At 70.5% G+C, this 15724-nt stretch carries 15 protein-coding genes (1 of these 15 only partly in view); 2 read left to right on the top strand and 13 right to left on the bottom strand.

Annotation, left to right across the window (positions count from 1 at the left end):
* The 6 genes from EU555_RS27785 to EU555_RS27760 form a co-directional block, all read right to left on the bottom strand.
* On the bottom strand, positions 1 to 1015 hold the 5' portion of the coding sequence (locus EU555_RS27785; RefSeq protein ID WP_135418627.1) for an amidohydrolase/deacetylase family metallohydrolase. The gene continues 125 nt to the left of window position 1, outside the view; the window shows 1015 of its 1140 coding nt (coding positions 1-1015); its start codon is at positions 1013 to 1015; the stop codon falls past the left edge of the window.
* A 42-nt stretch (positions 1016 to 1057) separates the two neighbouring features.
* A complete protein-coding gene (locus EU555_RS27780; RefSeq protein WP_135418626.1) occupies positions 1058 to 2053 on the bottom strand; it encodes an ABC transporter ATP-binding protein in 996 nt (331 codons plus the stop codon).
* Positions 2050 to 3042: an ABC transporter ATP-binding protein gene (locus tag EU555_RS27775; RefSeq protein WP_135418625.1), complete on the bottom strand. Its 993-nt coding sequence runs from the start codon at positions 3040 to 3042 to the stop codon at positions 2050 to 2052. Before EU555_RS27775 ends, EU555_RS27780 begins: the two co-directional genes overlap by 4 nt.
* A 90-nt stretch (positions 3043 to 3132) precedes the next feature.
* Positions 3133 to 4053, bottom strand: a complete 921-nt coding sequence (locus EU555_RS27770; RefSeq protein ID WP_135418637.1) for an ABC transporter permease — start codon at positions 4051 to 4053, stop codon at positions 3133 to 3135.
* 14 nt (positions 4054 to 4067) lie between these two features.
* Complete coding sequence (locus tag EU555_RS27765) at positions 4068 to 5009, bottom strand: ABC transporter permease (RefSeq protein WP_135418624.1); 942 nt, start codon at positions 5007 to 5009, stop codon at positions 4068 to 4070.
* Positions 5010 to 5022: 13 nt separating this feature from the next.
* Positions 5023 to 6618, bottom strand: a complete 1596-nt coding sequence (locus EU555_RS27760) for an ABC transporter substrate-binding protein (protein WP_135418623.1) — start codon at positions 6616 to 6618, stop codon at positions 5023 to 5025.
* A gap of 410 nt (positions 6619 to 7028) precedes the next feature.
* On the opposite strand from EU555_RS27760, the gene EU555_RS27755 reads away from it, so the two are divergent.
* Positions 7029 to 7676 (top strand): LysE family translocator, encoded by a 648-nt coding sequence (locus tag EU555_RS27755; RefSeq protein WP_135418622.1) that lies wholly within the window; start codon positions 7029 to 7031, stop codon positions 7674 to 7676.
* Positions 7677 to 7694: 18 nt separating this feature from the next.
* Entirely contained in the window at positions 7695 to 8582 is an 888-nt protein-coding gene (locus EU555_RS27750) for a dihydrodipicolinate synthase family protein (RefSeq protein ID WP_135418621.1), read from the top strand.
* Between the two features lie 138 nt (positions 8583 to 8720).
* Here the strand turns inward: EU555_RS27750 and EU555_RS27745 are convergent, their stop codons facing one another.
* From EU555_RS27745 to EU555_RS27715, 7 genes are all read right to left on the bottom strand, one after another.
* Entirely contained in the window at positions 8721 to 10097 is a 1377-nt protein-coding gene (locus tag EU555_RS27745) for an amidohydrolase family protein (protein WP_135418620.1), read from the bottom strand.
* Positions 10094 to 10972 (bottom strand): polysaccharide deacetylase family protein, encoded by an 879-nt coding sequence (locus EU555_RS27740; RefSeq protein WP_135418619.1) that lies wholly within the window; start codon positions 10970 to 10972, stop codon positions 10094 to 10096. The genes EU555_RS27745 and EU555_RS27740 overlap by 4 nt, the downstream gene beginning before the upstream one ends.
* 348 nt (positions 10973 to 11320) lie before the next feature.
* Positions 11321 to 12175: an ABC transporter substrate-binding protein gene (locus EU555_RS27735; RefSeq protein ID WP_425375161.1), complete on the bottom strand. Its 855-nt coding sequence runs from the start codon at positions 12173 to 12175 to the stop codon at positions 11321 to 11323.
* 3 nt (positions 12176 to 12178) lie between these two features.
* Positions 12179 to 12949 carry an amino acid ABC transporter ATP-binding protein gene (locus EU555_RS27730; protein WP_135418618.1) on the bottom strand — a complete coding sequence of 257 codons (771 nt, stop codon included), beginning with the start codon at positions 12947 to 12949 and terminating at the stop codon, positions 12179 to 12181.
* Positions 12946 to 13803 (bottom strand): amino acid ABC transporter permease, encoded by an 858-nt coding sequence (locus EU555_RS27725; protein WP_135418617.1) that lies wholly within the window; start codon positions 13801 to 13803, stop codon positions 12946 to 12948. Before EU555_RS27725 ends, EU555_RS27730 begins: the two co-directional genes overlap by 4 nt.
* On the bottom strand, positions 13800 to 14636 hold the full coding sequence (locus EU555_RS27720) for an ABC transporter substrate-binding protein (protein ID WP_135418616.1): 837 nt from the start codon (positions 14634 to 14636) through the stop codon (positions 13800 to 13802). Before EU555_RS27720 ends, EU555_RS27725 begins: the two co-directional genes overlap by 4 nt.
* A gap of 5 nt (positions 14637 to 14641) precedes the next feature.
* Positions 14642 to 15598, bottom strand: coding sequence for an N-carbamoyl-D-amino-acid hydrolase (locus EU555_RS27715; protein ID WP_135418635.1), 957 nt, complete (start codon positions 15596 to 15598; stop codon positions 14642 to 14644).
* Positions 15599 to 15724: the final 126 nt, after the last annotated feature.

Raw genomic sequence — 15724 nt, 5'->3', positions numbered from 1 at the left:
TGGCGTCGCCGAGCGCGCCGACCTTCAGCGTGCCGTATTCCATGCGCCGGAGCGCCACCGCGGCGTTCACCGTCGAGGCCGCGATGACCTCGTTCAGGCTCATGCCGAGGCAGAGCATCTTCGACATCGTGGTGACCTGGTCGAAGGCCGGGCCGTCGATGCAGAGCGCATGCACGTCCGACGAGATCGTGTCGGGCTGGAAGCCGCCGGCCAGCATGGCGCGGGCGGTCTTGAAGGCGAACGAGCCCTTGCCGTGGCCGATGTCGAACAGGATGCCGCGCTCGCGCGCCTCCCGTACCGCCGGCTTCACGGCGCCTTGCGCCGTCACCGGCGAGTTCGGGAACGGCCGGAAGGCGTGGGTGAGCACGTCCCCGGGGCGCAGCATCGCCAGCACCGCCTCGTAGCTCGGCGGCGGCTCGTCGATATGCGCCATCAGCGGCAGGCCGGTCTCCTCGGCGACCTGGAGGGCGATCTCGAGAGGCGCCGTCCCTTGCGTGCCCGAGGCGTGGGCACCGACCCGGACCTTGATGCCGATGATGACGTCGCGATTGGCCTCGGCCACCGCCACCGCCTCGCGGGGCGCCATCAGGCGCATGTCCTGGCTCTCGCCGACCATCACGGTCTTGGAGAAGCCGTAGATGCCGGCGAACGAGACATGCAGGTAGGCGAGGATGCGGGCCTCGGATCGCTCGATCACGTGCTTGCGGAAGCCCGGGAAGTTGCCCGGCCCGGCGCTGCCGGTATCGACCGAGGTGGTGACGCCCGACAGCCGGCAGAACTCGTCCGCGTCGATGCCGAGCGACGTGCCACCCCAGTAGACGTGGGTGTGTAGGTCGATGAGGCCGGGCGTGACGATCGCCCCGTTCATCTCGCGCACGACCGTCCCCTCCCCCGCCACGAGGTCGCGGCCGAAGCCTGAGACGCGGCCATCGCTGAAGGCGACGTCCGCGAGGCCGTCGTGGTTCTGGGACGGATCGATGATGCGGGCGCCCCGCAGGATCAGCTCGTGCTGCACGACTCGACTCCCTCACGCTGACTCAGGGAAAAATTGCGTTCCTCACGCCGCCTGCGCCGGCAGGGCGGCCCCGTCGAGGTGGCAGGCCGCGAAGTGATCGCCGCCGACGCGATCGAGCTGCGGCTCCTCGTTGCGGCAGCGGTCGAAGGCATGCGGGCAGCGGGTGTGGAAGCGGCACCCGCTCGGCGGGTTGATCGGGCTCGGGACGTCGCCGCGCAGCACGATGCGGGTGCGGCCGGCATCGGGCTCGGGGATCGGCACGGCGGAGAGCAGCGCCCGCGTGTAGGGGTGCCTCGGCGCGAGGAAGATCTCGCGGCGCGGGCCGATCTCGACGATCTTGCCGAGATACATCACCGCCACCCGGTGGGTCATGTGCTCGACGATGGCGAGGTCGTGCGAGATGAACAAGAGCGCGAGGTCCAGCTCCCGCTGCAGGTCCTGCAGCAGGTTGACGATCTGGGCCTTGACGGAGACGTCGAGGGCCGAGACCGCCTCGTCGCAGATGATCAGGTCCGGCTCGGCGGCGAGCGCCCGGGCGATGCCGATGCGCTGGCGCTGGCCGCCGGAGAACTCGTGGGGAAAGCGCGACAGGGCCTCCCGCGGCAGGCCGACCCGCTCCATCAGGGCGGCGAGGCGTGCCTCCAGGTCGGCGCGGGTCCTGGCGAGGGCGAAGTTGCGGATCGGCTCCGCCAGGATGTCGCGCACCCGCATCCGGGGATTGAGCGACGAGAACGGGTCCTGAAAGACCATCTGCATGCGGCGGCGCAGGGGGCGGAGCGCGCCGGCCGAGAGGTCGTCGATGCGGGTGCCCGCGAGCACCACCTGGCCGGCGGTCGGGGGAAAGAGGCGCATCACGCTGCGGGCGACCGTGGACTTGCCGCAGCCGGATTCGCCGACGAGGGACAGGGTCTCACCCCGCTCGAGGGTGAAGGAGACGCCGTCGACCGCCTTGAGGGTGCGGGCGCCGCGGCCGAGGAGGTTGCCGCCGAGGACGAAGTGCTTGCGCAGGTCGTTGACCGCGAGGAGAGGCGTGGTCACGCGGCGAGCGCGTCCTTCGGCGCGTAGTGGCAGGCGGCGAGTTGGCCCGGCGCCTTCGGCTCCAGCGCCGGGGCATGGATCCGGCAGAGATCGGTCACGGCGGGGCAGCGGCCGGCGAAGACGCAGCCGTCGATGCGGGTCTTCAGGCTCGGCACCATGCCGGGGATCTCGGCGAGCCGCTGGGCTGCGCCCGGCCGCTCGGCGGCGCCGAGGCGCGGCACCGCACCCATCAGGCCGCGCGTGTAGGGATGACGCGGCGCCCGGAAGAGGTCGCGGACGCTGGCCTCCTCGACCTTGCGGCCGGCATACATCACCACCACCCGGTCGGCGACCTCCGCCACCACGCCGAGGTCGTGGGTGATCAGCATGATCGCGGCTCCCACCCGGCGCTTCAGGTCGCGCATCAGGTCGAGGATCTGGGCCTGGATCGTCACGTCGAGGGCCGTCGTCGGCTCGTCGGCGATGAGGAGCTTCGGCGAGCAGGCAAGCGCGATGGCGATCATCACCCGCTGGCGCATGCCGCCGGAGAGCTGGTGCGGATATTCCCGCACCCGGCGGCGCGGCTCCGGGATGCCGACGAGGGCCAGCATCTCGACCGCCCGCTCCTCGGCCTCCTTGCGCGACAGGCCCTGATGCAGCCGCAGGGTCTCGCCGATCTGGCGGCCGACGCTCAGCACCGGGTTGAGCGAGGTCATCGGCTCCTGGAAGATCACGCTGATGGCGTTGCCGCGGATGCGGCGCATCTCGCGCTCGGGCAACTGGAGAAGGTCGCGGCCCTCGAACCGGATGGCGCCGGCGAGCCGCGCCGGCGGCTCGGGCAGGAGCCGCAGGATCGACATCGAGGTCACCGACTTGCCGCAGCCGGATTCGCCGACGACCGCCAGGGTCTCGCCGGCTCGAATCGCGAAGGACACGCCGTCGACCGCGCGGTTGACCCCGTCCGGGGTCCGGAAATGGACCTGGAGGTTCTCGACGGAGAGGAGCGTCATGGCCGTCGTCTCCGGAGAGGGGTCGCTTGCCGTGTGCGGGCGGGATGGAAGGAGGTTCCGGTTTTTCGCTCCGGCCCGGCAAACAATCTGTCACACATCCTTCGCCATCCGCGGATCGAGCGCGTCGCGCAACCCGTCGCCGACGAGGTTCACGGCTAGCACGGTGAGCGACAGGAAGATCGCCGGAAACAGGATGATGTAGAACTTCACCTGCCAGAGCGCCCGGCCCTCCGCCATGATGTTGCCCCAGGACGGCGTGGCGGGCGGCACGCCGGCGCCGATGAAGGACAGGATCGACTCGGCGATCATGGCCGAGGCGCAGATATAGGTCGCCTGCACGGTCATCGGCGCGAGGGTGTTGGGCAGGATGTGGCGCCAGATGATCATCGGCGTGCGGGTGCCGGTGGTCACCGCCGCCTCGACATAGGGCTGCTCGCGCAGGGAGAGCACGACGCCGCGCACCAGGCGCGCGACGCGGGGTATCTCCGCGACCGTGATCGCCAGGATCACGTTCTCGATCGAGCCGCGGGTCAGCGCCATCAGGGCGATGGCGAGCAGGATCGGTGGGATCGACATCAGGCCGTCGACGATCCGCATGATGATCCCGTCGGCCCAGCGCACCATGCCGGAGACGAGCCCGACCGCGAGGCCGGCGATCGAGGCGAGGAACGCCACCGCGAAGCCGACGAGGAGCGAGACCCGGGCGCCGTAGACGACGCGGGAATAGACGTCGCGCCCGAGCATGTCGGTGCCGAACCAGTAGAGGGCCGAGGGCACCCGCGTGCGGCGCGAGGTGCTGATCGCCGTCGGGTCGACGGTCCAGAGGTAGGGCGCCAGCAGCGCCATCAGGGCGACGAGGAGCAGGATGGCGCCGCCGACGACGATGGTCGGGTGGCGCCGCCAGGTCCGGCGGACCCGGCCGAGCGCCTTGCGGGGCGGGTAGAGGTCGGGCAGCGGCGTCGCGACCGCGAGGCCGGCGGGCGCCTCGCGCTCCTGCGGCGGTGAGACCAGGGGAGAGGCGGCGCTCAATAGCGGATCCTCGGATCGATCAGGGTGTAGAGAAGGTCGATGGCCAGGTTGACCAGCACGTAGGTGAAGCTGAACAAAAGCACGACGCCCTGAATCACCGGATAGTCGCGCCGCAGGATCGCGTCGACGGTGAGCCGACCGAGGCCCGGGATCGCGAAGACCGTTTCGGTGACGACGGCGCCGCCGATCAGGAGCGCGATGCCGATGCCGATCACCGTGACGATCGGCACCGCGGCGTTCTTGAGCGCGTGGACGAACAGCACCCCGCCCTGCGCCACGCCCTTGGCGCGGGCCGTGCGCACGTAATCCTGCTGCAGCACGTCGAGCATCGTCGCCCGGGTCACCCGGGCGATCAGCGCGATGTAGACGAGGCCCAGCGTCAGCGCCGGCAGCACGAGGTTGGCGAGCCAGGGGCCGATGCCCTGCTCGATCGGCGTGTACCCTTGTGCCGGCAGCCAGCCGAGCTCGAGGGCGAACAGATAGGCCAGCAGGTAGCCGACGACGAAGACCGGCACCGAGAAGCCGAGCACCGCCGCCCCCATCACCAGCCGGTCGACGAGGCGCCCCGCCTTCCAGGCCGCGAGCACGCCGAGCGGCACCGCGACGAGGACCGCGAAGGCGAGCGTCACCAGCATCAGGGACAGGGTCGGCTGCACCCGCTGCCCGATCATGGTGGTGACCGGCAGGTTGGTGAAGATCGAGGTGCCGAGATCCCCGTGCAGGATGCGCCAGGCCCACTCGCTGAAGCGCACCAGGAACGGCCGGTCGAGGCCCAGCGAGGCGCGGATGCGCTCGATGTCGGCCGGCGTGGCCTGGTCGCCGGCGATGAGCGCCGCCGGGTCGCCGGGCGCGAGGGAGAGCAGGCTGAACACGAACAGCCCGACCACCGCCATCACCGGGATGACGGCGAGGACGCGCCTGACGAGGAAGCCGAGCACGGAACGCTTCCCTTCAGGCCTTGGACACGCCCCAGGTGAAGGGCAGCGGCCCCTTGACCACGCCGCTGACGGTCTTCCGCCAGGCCTGGTAGCCGAGGAAGAAGCCGGTCGGCGCGTAGAGGCCGCCGCTGATCGCCGCGGCGTTCACCTTGTCGATCGCGGCCTTCTCGGCCGCGACGTCGGGCGCGTCGAACCACTCGGTGATCGCCGCCTCGACCGGCGGCAGGTCGGGCCAGCCGAACCACGCCTTGTCGCCGTTCGCCCGGATGGCGTTGTAGACGGCCGGGTTGATGCAGTCCGCACCGGCGTGCCAGGTGTGGAACATGTTCCAGCCGCCCTGCGCCGGCGGCGCCTTCGAGGCGCGTCGCGTGCCGACGGTGCCCCAGTCGGTGGCGACGAAGTCGACCTTCATCCCCATCTGCTTGAGCAGGTCGGCGGTGACGTCACCCATGTTCTTGGTGATCGGCTGGTCCTGCGCCACGACGCAGATCACGGGCTCGCCCTTGTAGCCGGCCTCGGCCAGCATCTTCTTGGCCGCCGCGATGTCGCCCTTGCCGATCTTGGCGCCGCCGGCCTCGCTGTAGAGCGGGGTGCCCGGGGTGAAGAAGCCGGGTACCGGCTTCCACAGCTTGTCGTCGTCGCCGATCAGCGACCGCATGTAATCCTCCTGGTTCATGCCGAGGAGGACGGCCTGCCGGATCTTCGGGTTGTCGAAGGGCGGATGCAGGTGGTTCATCCGGAACGCCCCGATATTGCCGAGGGGATCGGCGATGTCGACGCTGATGTTCTGGTTCTTGCGCAGCAGCGGCACGAGGTCCGGGATCGGGTTCTCCCACCAGTCGACCTCGCCGTTCTGGAGCGCCGCGGAGGCGGTGGCGGGATCCGGCATGATCACCCACTCGACCCGGTCGAGCAGCATGCGCTTGCCGCCGGCGAGCCAGGACGAGGGCTCGTCGCGAGGCTTGTAATCGGCGAACTTCTCGAAGACCGCGCGGGCGCCCGGCACCCACTCGTTGCGCACGAACTTCATCGGGCCCGAGCCGACATATTCGGTGATCTGGGTGAACGGGTCGGTCTTGGCGATCCGCTCCGGCATGATGAAGGCGCAGGGCGCGTTGTTCTTGGCGAGCGCCAGCAGGAGCTTGGGGAAGGGCTTCTTGAGCTGCCAGCGGAAGGTGCGGTCGTCGACGGTTGCCAGCTCGGCCTGGGTCGCCCGGATCATCAGGCCCATCGGATCGCGGGCCATCCATCGGGTGAGGCTCGCCACCACGTCCTTCGGCAGGACGGGCTCGCCGTCGTGGAACTTCAGGCCGGGCCGCAGGCGGAAGGTCCAGGTCAGGCCGTCGGCCGAGACCTCCTCGGACTCGACCATCTGGCGCTGCGGCTTGAGCTCCGCGTCGACGCCGTAGAGCATGTCCCAGACGAGGGCGGCGGCGTTGCGCACGACGTATTGCGTGCCCCAGATCGGATCGAAGTTCGCGAGGTTGGCCTGCGGCACGAAGCGCAGCACCTTGGCGGGCTGCGCGATGGCCGGGCTGGCGAGACGGGTCGTCGCAACGCCGGCGGCGCCGAGGGCGGCCGAGCCTTTCAGAAACGTCCTGCGATCCATGGCGCGTATCCTGCCTGTCGGTGGGGCCTGTCGTGTGGTGAGCCGCGCCCCGCGCCCCTGGAAGCCGGCCTCCCGCAGAGTTCGCCCTTGTCGGGCGCTCCGGTCAAGGCGGGGCGCGGGGTATCGCACGGGGAAGTGGCGGGAACGGTCACGCTCGATCTAACAGCAAGGTTCGCGCCAAGCGCGCGGCGGCGCGTAAGGATCGGCCCGGTTGGGATCGTCCCGGAGCCGCCCGACGGCCGCTCCGGCGGACGGGCTCTTGCGGGCCGGCATCGCTCCCAACCCGCAACTGGACCAGCGCGAACGCCCGGAACTGGCCGTGGAGGGTGGGCCGGTTCGCCGGTATCCGCCCGCTTGCCCGATGAGCACGTGGCAACGGCGCCGTGCCCGCGCCCGGTCAGAGATCACGCATGCCCGACCTCGCTTCCCTCGCCCTCTACGCCGTGGCCGCGCTCGTGCTCGCCGTCACGCCCGGTCCGGGCCTGTTCTACGTCGCGGCCAGGACGCTTGCGGGCGGCCGCCCGGAGGGCGTCGCCTCGAGCTTCGGCACCGGCCTCGGCGGCCTGGTCCACGTCGTCGCCGGCGGCCTCGGGGTGTCCGCCCTCGTGCTCGCGAGCGCCGAGCTGTTCACGGCGCTGAAGCTCGTCGGGGCCGCCTACCTGGTCTGGATCGGCTACCGCACCCTGCGCGCCGCCCGCCGGGACGCGGCGTCCGTGACGGTGGGCGATGCGGCACCGTCGATCGGACCGGGGCGGGCGTTCCGCGAGGGCGTGCTGGTCGAGGCGCTGAACCCCAAGACGGCGGCATTCTTCCTCGCGTTCGTGCCGCACTTCGTCGATCCGGCCGCCGGTCCCGTCGCCGTGCAGTTCGTGGTGCTCGGCTCCGTCTCGGTCGTCCTCAACACGCTCGCGGATCTCGCGGTCACGATCGCGGCGGGCCGCATCCGCAGCGCCGCCGCGGCGCGGCCCGGGCTGGTGCGCCGCCTGCGCGAGGCCTCGGGCGCCGCGATGATCACTCTCGGACTCGGCCTCGCCCTCGCGCGCCGGCCTGCCGCCTGACCAGGAAGGATCGCTCCCATGCGCCTCACCGGCCTCTCCGCCTTCCCGATCACGCCGTCCGGTGCCGACGGCCGCGTCGACCTGCCGGCCCTGCGCCGGCTGGTCGCCCGCCTGCGCGAGGCCGAGGTCGATTCGATCGGCCTTCTCGGCAGCACCGGCTCCTATCCCTACCTCACGCGCGACGAGCGCCGCCGGGCGCTCGACGCCGCCCTCGATGAGGCGGGACGCGTGCCGATCGTGGTCGGCGTCGGCGCCCTGCGGACCGACGAGGCTTTGCGGCTGGCGCAGGATGCGCGGGCCGCGGGCGCCGCCGCCGGGCTGCTCGCGGCGGTCTCGTACACGCCGCTCACCGACGACGAGGTCTTTGCGCATTTTTCCGAGGTGGCGCGGGAGAGCGGCCTGCCGCTCTGCATCTACGACAATCCCGCGACCACGCATTTCCGGTTCAGCCCGGATCTCGTCGGCCGCCTGAGCCGTGTGCCCGGGATCGTCGCGGTGAAGAGCCCGGGCCAGGAATCGCAGGCCGTGGCCGGGCACCTGGCGGATCTCCGCGCCGTCGTGCCGGAGGGCTTCTCCCTCGGCTACAGTGGCGACTGGACAGTCACCGAAGCGCTCATCGCCGGTGCGGATGCCTGGTACAGCGTCGTCGCCGGGCTGTTTCCGCAGGTCGGCGTCGCGATCCTCCGGGCGGTGCGGGCCGGCGACGCCGACGAAGCACGGCGGCTCGACGCCCGGCTCGACCCACTCTGGGCGCTGTTCCGGGAGCATTCGAGCCTGCGGGTGATGTATGCCTGCGCGAACCTCCTCGACCTCTGCCACGCCGCGCCGCCGCGGCCGATCCTGCCGCTCGGCGAGGCGGCGACACGCCGGATCGCCGAGGTGATCCGGGCGCTCGATCTCCGCTAAGCATCATTCCGCCGGTCGCGAACGACCGGTGCCGAAGCGGTCACCGGTTCGGCGGCGAACCGAAGGACCGCGCCAGCGAAAATGATGCAAAAACAAGATCCTAAGCAGGATTGCGCCATGCATTTCTGCTTAAGGGCGTCAGGCCTCCTCGAAGGCCGCGCGGGCCTCCGGCAGGTCCCAGATCCGCTCGATCGCGGCGGCGCCCTCGCGGACGATGTCTGCCTCGTCGCCGTGACGGTAGCGGCCCTCGTCGACGAGGAGCCGGCCGTCCACCATGACCTGGGCGATGTCGGCACGGTTGGCGAGGGCGATCAGGGCGCGCAGGGGATCGTGCAGGGGCTGCAGGTGCGGGTGCGTCAGGTCGACCACCGTCAGGTCGGCTTTGGCCCCGGGCGCGATCACGCCGAGGTCGGGGCGCCGGATCGCCGCGGCGGCCTGGCCGGTCACGGCGTCGATGAGGGCCGTCGAATCCGCCACCTCGGCCCGGCCGGCGGCGATCTTCGAGATCAGCGAGGCGGCGTTCAGCTCCCCCAGCAGGTCCATGTTGTAGCCGTCGGTGCCGACCAGGGTGCGGATGCCATGGGCGGCGAAGCGTCCGAAGGCGGCGGTGCGGCCGGCCCGGGCGAAGACCCGCGGGCAGTTCAGCACCGTGGCGCCCCGTGCCGCCATCAGGCGCAGGTCGTCGTCGCTGCTGGCGATGCAGTGGGCGGCGAGCAGGTCCGGCGCCAGCAGGCCGAGCCAGTCGAGGTACTCGGCCGGGCTGCGGCCGTCGTGGCGCGCCCGGATGGTCGCGACCTCGTCGTCGCTCTGGGCGAGGTGAGTGGTGATCGGCACGCCGAGCTCCCGCGCCCGGGCGGCGCAGGCGCGCAACAGGTCGGGCCCGCAGGTATCGGTGGCGTGCGGGCTCATGGCGAGGCGGATGCGCCCGTCCGCCCTGCCCTCCCAGCGGGCGTGCAGCGCGTTCCAGGCGGCGAGGTCGGCCTCGCCGTCGTCGCCCGCGTAAGTCACGCGCCCGTCCGGTCCGGCCTTGGCATCCGAGGTCGAGAACAGGTAGGGCGCGCCGTAGAAGCGCAGGCCCATCGCCTCGGCCGCCTCGAACATCTCAGGGATGCCGTTCCGGAACGGCTCCATCACCGTGGTGGCGCCGCCTTTCAGCAGCTGCAGGATGCCGAGCCGCGCCACCGCCAGGCGCTCTCGCGGCGAGAGCACCGTCAGGGCGGTCTTCGAGAGCGGCAGCAGCACCGTGTAGACGATGCTCTTTCCGCCCTTGCGCCCCCGCCCGTCCTCGGTGTGCGAGCGGGCGATCGCCTCGCTGAAGCAGTGGTTGTGCAGGTTGAGGAGGCCCGGCAGCACGAGGCGGCCGGGCCGGTCATGCGTGTCGTCGGCCGCCGGCCGGTCCGGGGTGATCGCGGCGATGCGGCTGCCCTCGACCAGCACCCAGCGGTCGCGCTCGACGGCCGGTCTGCCGTCGCGACGCGTGAGGACGTACGCGCCGAAGATCGCCGTAGTCGTCACGCCGCCCTCTCGTGCTTCAGGAAGTTCCCGGTGATCGCCTCGCCGGTGGTGATCCAGAGGTCGGGGCAGGATCGGGCGTAGGTCAGGAACTCGCGCAGCAGGCGCAGGCGCATCGGCCGGCCGCTGCATTGCGGGTGCAGCACCGTCGTCACCATCGCGCCCCAGTCGCGCACCTCGTCGAGCTCGTCCTTCCACAACGACAGGACGTGCTCCTTGGGGAAGATCGAGCGCGGGCTGAACCGGGTCGAGAGACCGTGCATCCAGTCGTCGTAGCTCGCCGTGACCGGCAGCTCGATCGGGCCGGGGGTGCCGTCGCGGAGCACGTGGCGGTAGGGCCGCACGTCGTCGCGGAAGGAGGAGGTGTAGACGATGCCGTGCTTGACCAGGATCTGCCGCAAGGCGTCCGTGAACTCGCCGTAGGGCGCGCGGTAGCCCGTCGGCACCACGCCGAGGCGCCGCTTCAGGGTCTCGAAGCCGCGCTCCACCTCCTCCTCCATGAAGGGCGCACCGGGATCCGGCATCAGGTGGTGGTAGCCGTGGTGCCCGATCTCGTGGCCGGCCCGCAGGATCGCCTCGGCCATCGCCGGATAGGCGTCGACGGCCCAGCCGGTGATGAAGAACGTGCCCTTGAGGCCGAGCTGGTCGAGGAGTTCGAGGAGCTTCGGCGTGCCGACCCGGGCCTCGTAGGCGCCGTAGCTCATGGTGACGAGGCGCTCGGCGTGGCCCGCATCCTTGCTGGTCCAGGCGCTCTCGGCATCGACGTCGAAGGAGAGGAACATCGCGGCGGTGTAGGGCGCCGGCCACGGGAAGTCCGGGGCCGGCGGGGCGAGGTTGGCGGGGGTGAGCGGGATGCTGTCGAGGGCGGCGCGGTTCATGAGTGGTTTCTTTCGGAGTTGGCCGGTGAGGCTGTCGGGGCTACCGGGAGCGGGATCCTGAAGCGCCGACTTCGACAAGCTCGCGCTCTCCCCTCTCCCGTGTGGGAGAGGGGCCGTGGGGATCGAAGATCCCGCGTGAGGGTGACACGCTTCAGTGTGAAGCTGTGAACGTCGTGCTGGCAGCTCGACTGTCAGCGCTAGCATCTGAAACGTGTCACCCTCGCGCGATCTTCGATCGCCCCTACCCCTCTCCCACACCTTGCAGCGATACCGGGCAAGCCCGGCATCGCCTGGAGAGGGAATCCCGCGCTCTATTTTTTGAGATGTGAGATCGTCGATTGCGCGGGACTATTTCGCCCCGTTGATCAGCGCCTTCTCGACGCCGTTCTCGGTCAGCTTCCACTTCTCCAGGAGCGCCTTGTACGTCCCGTCGGCGATGAGCGCGTCGAGGGCGCCGGCGACCGCCTGCTGCAGGCCGGTCTCCTTCACCGGCAGCGCGATGCCGGTGTATTGCAGGGCGATCGGGCTGCCGAGGGGCATGTAGGTGTCGGGCTCCAGCCCCATCACGTAGGGCAGCGTCTCGTTGCCCTGGACGGCGGCGTCGATGCGGCCCTGCTTGAGCTGGGTGCGGGCATCGGCCGAGCCTTCCGTGCCGATGAACACCACCGGGTTGTCCTTGCAGTTCTGCTCGCTCCAGGCCGCGATCTCCCGCGGGAACGAGGTGCGCCGGCTCGCCCCGGCCTTCTTGCCGCAGAGCGCGGCCATGCTGGTGAACTCACCCTCGCGGGCCTTGCGGACGAAGAATTGCGGGCCGCTGCGCAGGTAATCGACGAAGGTCGCGGTGTCGTGCCGCGTCGGGAGGTCGGTCATGCCCGACAGGATCGCGTCGACCCGGCCGGTCGAGAGCGCCGGGATCATCTGGTCGAAGCTGGTCTCCTGCCAGGCGAGCTTCACCCCGAGCTTCTTCGCGAGCGCATCGCCGAGATCGACGTCGAAGCCGGTGAGCTGGCCGGTCTCCGGGTTCTTGAACTCCATCGGTGGATAGTTCGGCACGATCGCGACCTTGAGCGTGCCGCTCTTGACCACGTCCGGCGGCAGGGTGGCCTTCGGCGCGTCCTGCGCCGCGGCGATCGTGGCGGACAGGGTCATGAGACCGATCGCGATCAGGCGCTTCACCAATCCCTCCTCACTCAGGAAAACCATCTCTCAGCCGATCACCGCCGAGAGGAAGCTGCGGGTGCGGGCCTCGCGCGGCCCGCCCAGAACCTCGGCGGGCGTGCCCGCCTCGACGATGGCACCCTGGTCCATGTAGACCACGGTGTCGGCGACCTCGCGGGCGAAGCCCAGCTCGTGGGTGACGACCATCATGGTCATGCCCGAGCGCGCAAGCTCGCGCATCACCGCCAGCACCTCGCCGACGAGCTCCGGGTCGAGGGCCGAGGTCGGCTCGTCGAACAGCATCAGCTGCGGCTTCATGGCGAGCGCGCGGGCGATGGCGACGCGCTGCTGCTGCCCGCCGGAGAGCTGGGACGGGTAGTTGCCGGCCTTGGCGGCGAGCCCGACCCGGGCGAGGAGCGCCATCGCCTCGTCGCGCACCTCCGCCGGCCGGCGGCCCTGGACATGCACCGGGCCCTCGGTGACGTTCTCGAGGGCGGTCTTGTGCGGGAAGAGGTTGAAGCGCTGGAAGACCATGCCGGTCTTGAGGCGCTGGCGCGCCACCTCGCGCTCGCTCAAGGCATGCAGGCGCCCGCCGGATTCGCGCATCCCCAAAAGCTCGCCGTCGACCCAGATGCCGCCGGCATCGATCCGGGTGAGCTGGTTGACGCAGCGCAGCAGCGTCGTCTTGCCCGAGCCCGAGGCGCCGATCAGGCACATCACCTCGCCGGGACGCACGTCGAGCGAGACGTCGTTCAGGGCCTTGAAGGTGCCGAAGCTCTTCGAGACGCGGCGGACGGCGACGAGGGGCCGAGCGCTCATTTGGTGATCCTCGCGGTACCGCGGGAGAAGCGCCGCTCGAGCAGCATCTGCAAGGGCGTGAGGATCGAGACCACCAGCAGGTACCAGAGGCCGGCGACGATCAGGAGCTCGATGACCCGGGAATTGGCGTAGTAGATGTTCTCGGCGGCGTGCAGCACCTCCGGGTACTGGATCACGCTGGCGAGCGAGGTCGCCTTGACCATGCCGATGAACTCGTTGCCGAGCGGCGGCAGCACCACCCGCATCGCCTGGGGCAGGATGATGCGATAGAGCGCCTTGAGCCGGCCCATGCCGATCGCCTGCGCGGCCTCGTACTGCCCGGCATCGACCGAGAGCAGGCCGGCGCGCATCACCTCCGAGGTATAGGCGCCCTGGTTGATGCCGAGGCCCAGCAAAGCGGCGAGGAACGGCGTCATCACCTCGACCGACTTCGCCGACCACAGGCCCGGGATGCCGATGACGGGAAAGACCAGCGCCAGGTTGAACCAGAGCAGCAGCTGCAGGATCAGCGGCGTGCCGCGAAACAGCCAGGTGTAGCCGGCGGCCACCCCCTTCAGCACCGGGTTCGGCGAGAGCCGCATCACCGCCACGACGAGGCCCAGCACGATGCCGAGGCTCATCGCCAGCACCGCCATGACCAGGGTGTTGACGATGCCGCGCAGGATCACCGGCACGGTGAGGAAGCGGCCGACGTAAGCCCACTCGATCTGGCCCTGCGCGAAGGCGCGCCCGATCAGCGCCAGGACGACGAGGATCAGGCCGGCGGCGATCCAGCGGCCCCAATGGGTCCGCCGGGCGGTCGGCAGGCCGGTGAGGTCGGGAAAGCCCTCCGCCAGGGCGCGTCCGCTGCTCATTGGTCGCTCGCGTTCAGGAGGGGCTCGGCCACCGCATTGGCCGAGAGGCCGTACTTCGCCAGGATCGTGCCGTAGGTCCCGTCCGCGATCATCGCCCGCAGGGTCGCGGTCAAGGTCTCGCGCAGGGCCGTGTCCTCCTTGCGCACCATGATCCCCTGGTAGCCCCTGGTGAACGGCGCCCCGACCACCCGGTAGCGGCCGGCCTCGAGGCTCTGCGCGTAGGGCAGCGTCTCGCTGCCCTGGACGGCGGCATCGATGCGGCCCTGCTTGAGCTGGGTGCGCACGTCGATGCTGTTCTCGCCCGGCGCGACGATCGCCGGCGGCCTGCCCGCGGCCACGCAGGTCTTGGCGCTCCACTCCTCGATCTGGACCGGGAACGAGGTGCTGCGGGTGGTGCCGATCCGCTTGCCGCACAGGTCCGTCTCAGTCGCGGCCGGGCTGCCGGCGAGGACGAAGAACTGCGCCCCGGTCGTCAGGTAGTCGATGAAGTCGGCCTTGTCCCGCCGCGAGGCGCGGTCGGAGATGCCGCTGATGACGAAGTCCGACCGGCCGGTCTGCAGCGACAGGATCAGCTCGGCGAAGGGCACCTCGCTCCAGGCGATGCTGACGCCGAGGCGCTTGGCCATCTCCGTCGCGAGGTCGATGTCGAGGCCTTTCAGCGTGTTGGTCTCGGGGTCGCGGTACTCCATCGGCGCGTAGGTGGCGTTGACGGCGAGCCGGACCTGTCCGCGCTGGCGGATCTCCTCCGGCAGGCCGGTGGCTGCGGCACGGCCCGCCGCGAGGGCGCTCGCCGCGAGAGCGGCCAGGGCCGCGAGGACGAGGGTGCGCCGCATCAGAGTCACTCCGCCGCGAGGGGGGCCGGCTCGATCACGCCGGCGCGCTCGGTGATCGGCCCGTACTGCGCCGGCTGCCGGTGCTGGCCGAAATTGAACATCTTGTCCTTGCCCTGGCGGCAGCGATCGAGGTCGCACTCGGCCACCAGCACCTCGTCGCCGAGGGTCTGCGCCTGCGCGACGATGCGCCCGTCGGGATCGACGATGCAGGAGCCGCCGATCAGGCCCGAGCCGTCCTCGTCCCCGGCCTTGGCCACCGCCACCGCCCAGGTGGCGTTCATGTAGGCATTGGCCTGGGCGACCAGCGTCGAGTGGAAGGTGCGCAGGGACGCGTCCTCGCTGGTGCCGCCGTTCGGGTCGTAGGCGGCCGAGTTATAGCCGACGCAAACGAGCTCGACGCCCTGGAGCCCCAGCACCCGCCAAGCCTCGGGCCAGCGACGGTCGTTGCAGATCATCATCCCGATGATCGCGCCGGACCACGCCGCGCCGGCCCGGAAGGCCGGGAAGCCGGTCCTGCCGTAGGAGAAGTAGCGCTTCTCGAGCTGCTGGAAGCGCGCGCCCGGCCGCGGCTCGACGGAGCCCGGCAGGTGGACCTTGCGATAGCGCCCGAGGATCGACCCGTCCGGCTGCACCAGGATGGTGCTGTTGAAGCGCTCGCCCTCCGGCGTCAGCTCGGCGTAGCCGATGTTGAAGCCGACCCCGAGCTCCCGGGCGCGGTCGAACAGCGGCTGCACCGCGGGATTGGGCATCGCCCGCTCGAAATATCGGTCGAGCTCCTCGCCTTCGAGGAGCCAGCGTGGGAAGAATGTCGTGAAGGCCAGCTCGGGGAAGACCACGAGGGTCGCTCCGCGGGCGGCCGCCTCTTCGAGCAGGCGGATCAGCCGGTCGAGGGTATGGGCGCGGGAATCGGCGCGCTGGGTCGGCCCCATCTGGGCCGCCGCCACGGTGACGTAACGGGACATCATGACCTCATGGTAGGCATCATGCTTAATCAACAAGCATTACGCTGTCTCGGCCCACCTTCATGAGCCGATCATGCATATTCCTGACGCCCCCCACAATCCTGACACTTATGATAAATTCCGCCC

It is taken from the genome of Methylobacterium nonmethylotrophicum, from assembly GCF_004745635.1.
Taxonomy (GTDB): domain Bacteria; phylum Pseudomonadota; class Alphaproteobacteria; order Rhizobiales; family Beijerinckiaceae; genus Methylobacterium; species Methylobacterium nonmethylotrophicum.
Note: the sequence above shows the minus strand (reverse complement) of the source record. Positions and strands in the feature narration are given on the sequence as shown.

Coding starts and splice junctions, on each gene's coding strand:
- EU555_RS27720 (WP_135418616.1), bottom strand. CDS start 14,636: ATGCGGCGCACCCTCGTCCTCGCGGCCCTGGCCGCTCTCGCGGCGAGC.
- EU555_RS27755 (WP_135418622.1), top strand. CDS start 7,029: ATGCCCGACCTCGCTTCCCTCGCCCTCTACGCCGTGGCCGCGCTCGTG.
- EU555_RS27735 (WP_425375161.1), bottom strand. CDS start 12,175: ATGGTTTTCCTGAGTGAGGAGGGATTGGTGAAGCGCCTGATCGCGATC.
- EU555_RS27760 (WP_135418623.1), bottom strand. CDS start 6,618: ATGGATCGCAGGACGTTTCTGAAAGGCTCGGCCGCCCTCGGCGCCGCC.
- EU555_RS27750 (WP_135418621.1), top strand. CDS start 7,695: ATGCGCCTCACCGGCCTCTCCGCCTTCCCGATCACGCCGTCCGGTGCC.
- EU555_RS27730 (WP_135418618.1), bottom strand. CDS start 12,949: ATGAGCGCTCGGCCCCTCGTCGCCGTCCGCCGCGTCTCGAAGAGCTTC.
- EU555_RS27715 (WP_135418635.1), bottom strand. CDS start 15,598: ATGTCCCGTTACGTCACCGTGGCGGCGGCCCAGATGGGGCCGACCCAG.
- EU555_RS27740 (WP_135418619.1), bottom strand. CDS start 10,972: ATGAACCGCGCCGCCCTCGACAGCATCCCGCTCACCCCCGCCAACCTC.
- EU555_RS27775 (WP_135418625.1), bottom strand. CDS start 3,042: ATGACGCTCCTCTCCGTCGAGAACCTCCAGGTCCATTTCCGGACCCCG.
- EU555_RS27725 (WP_135418617.1), bottom strand. CDS start 13,803: ATGAGCAGCGGACGCGCCCTGGCGGAGGGCTTTCCCGACCTCACCGGC.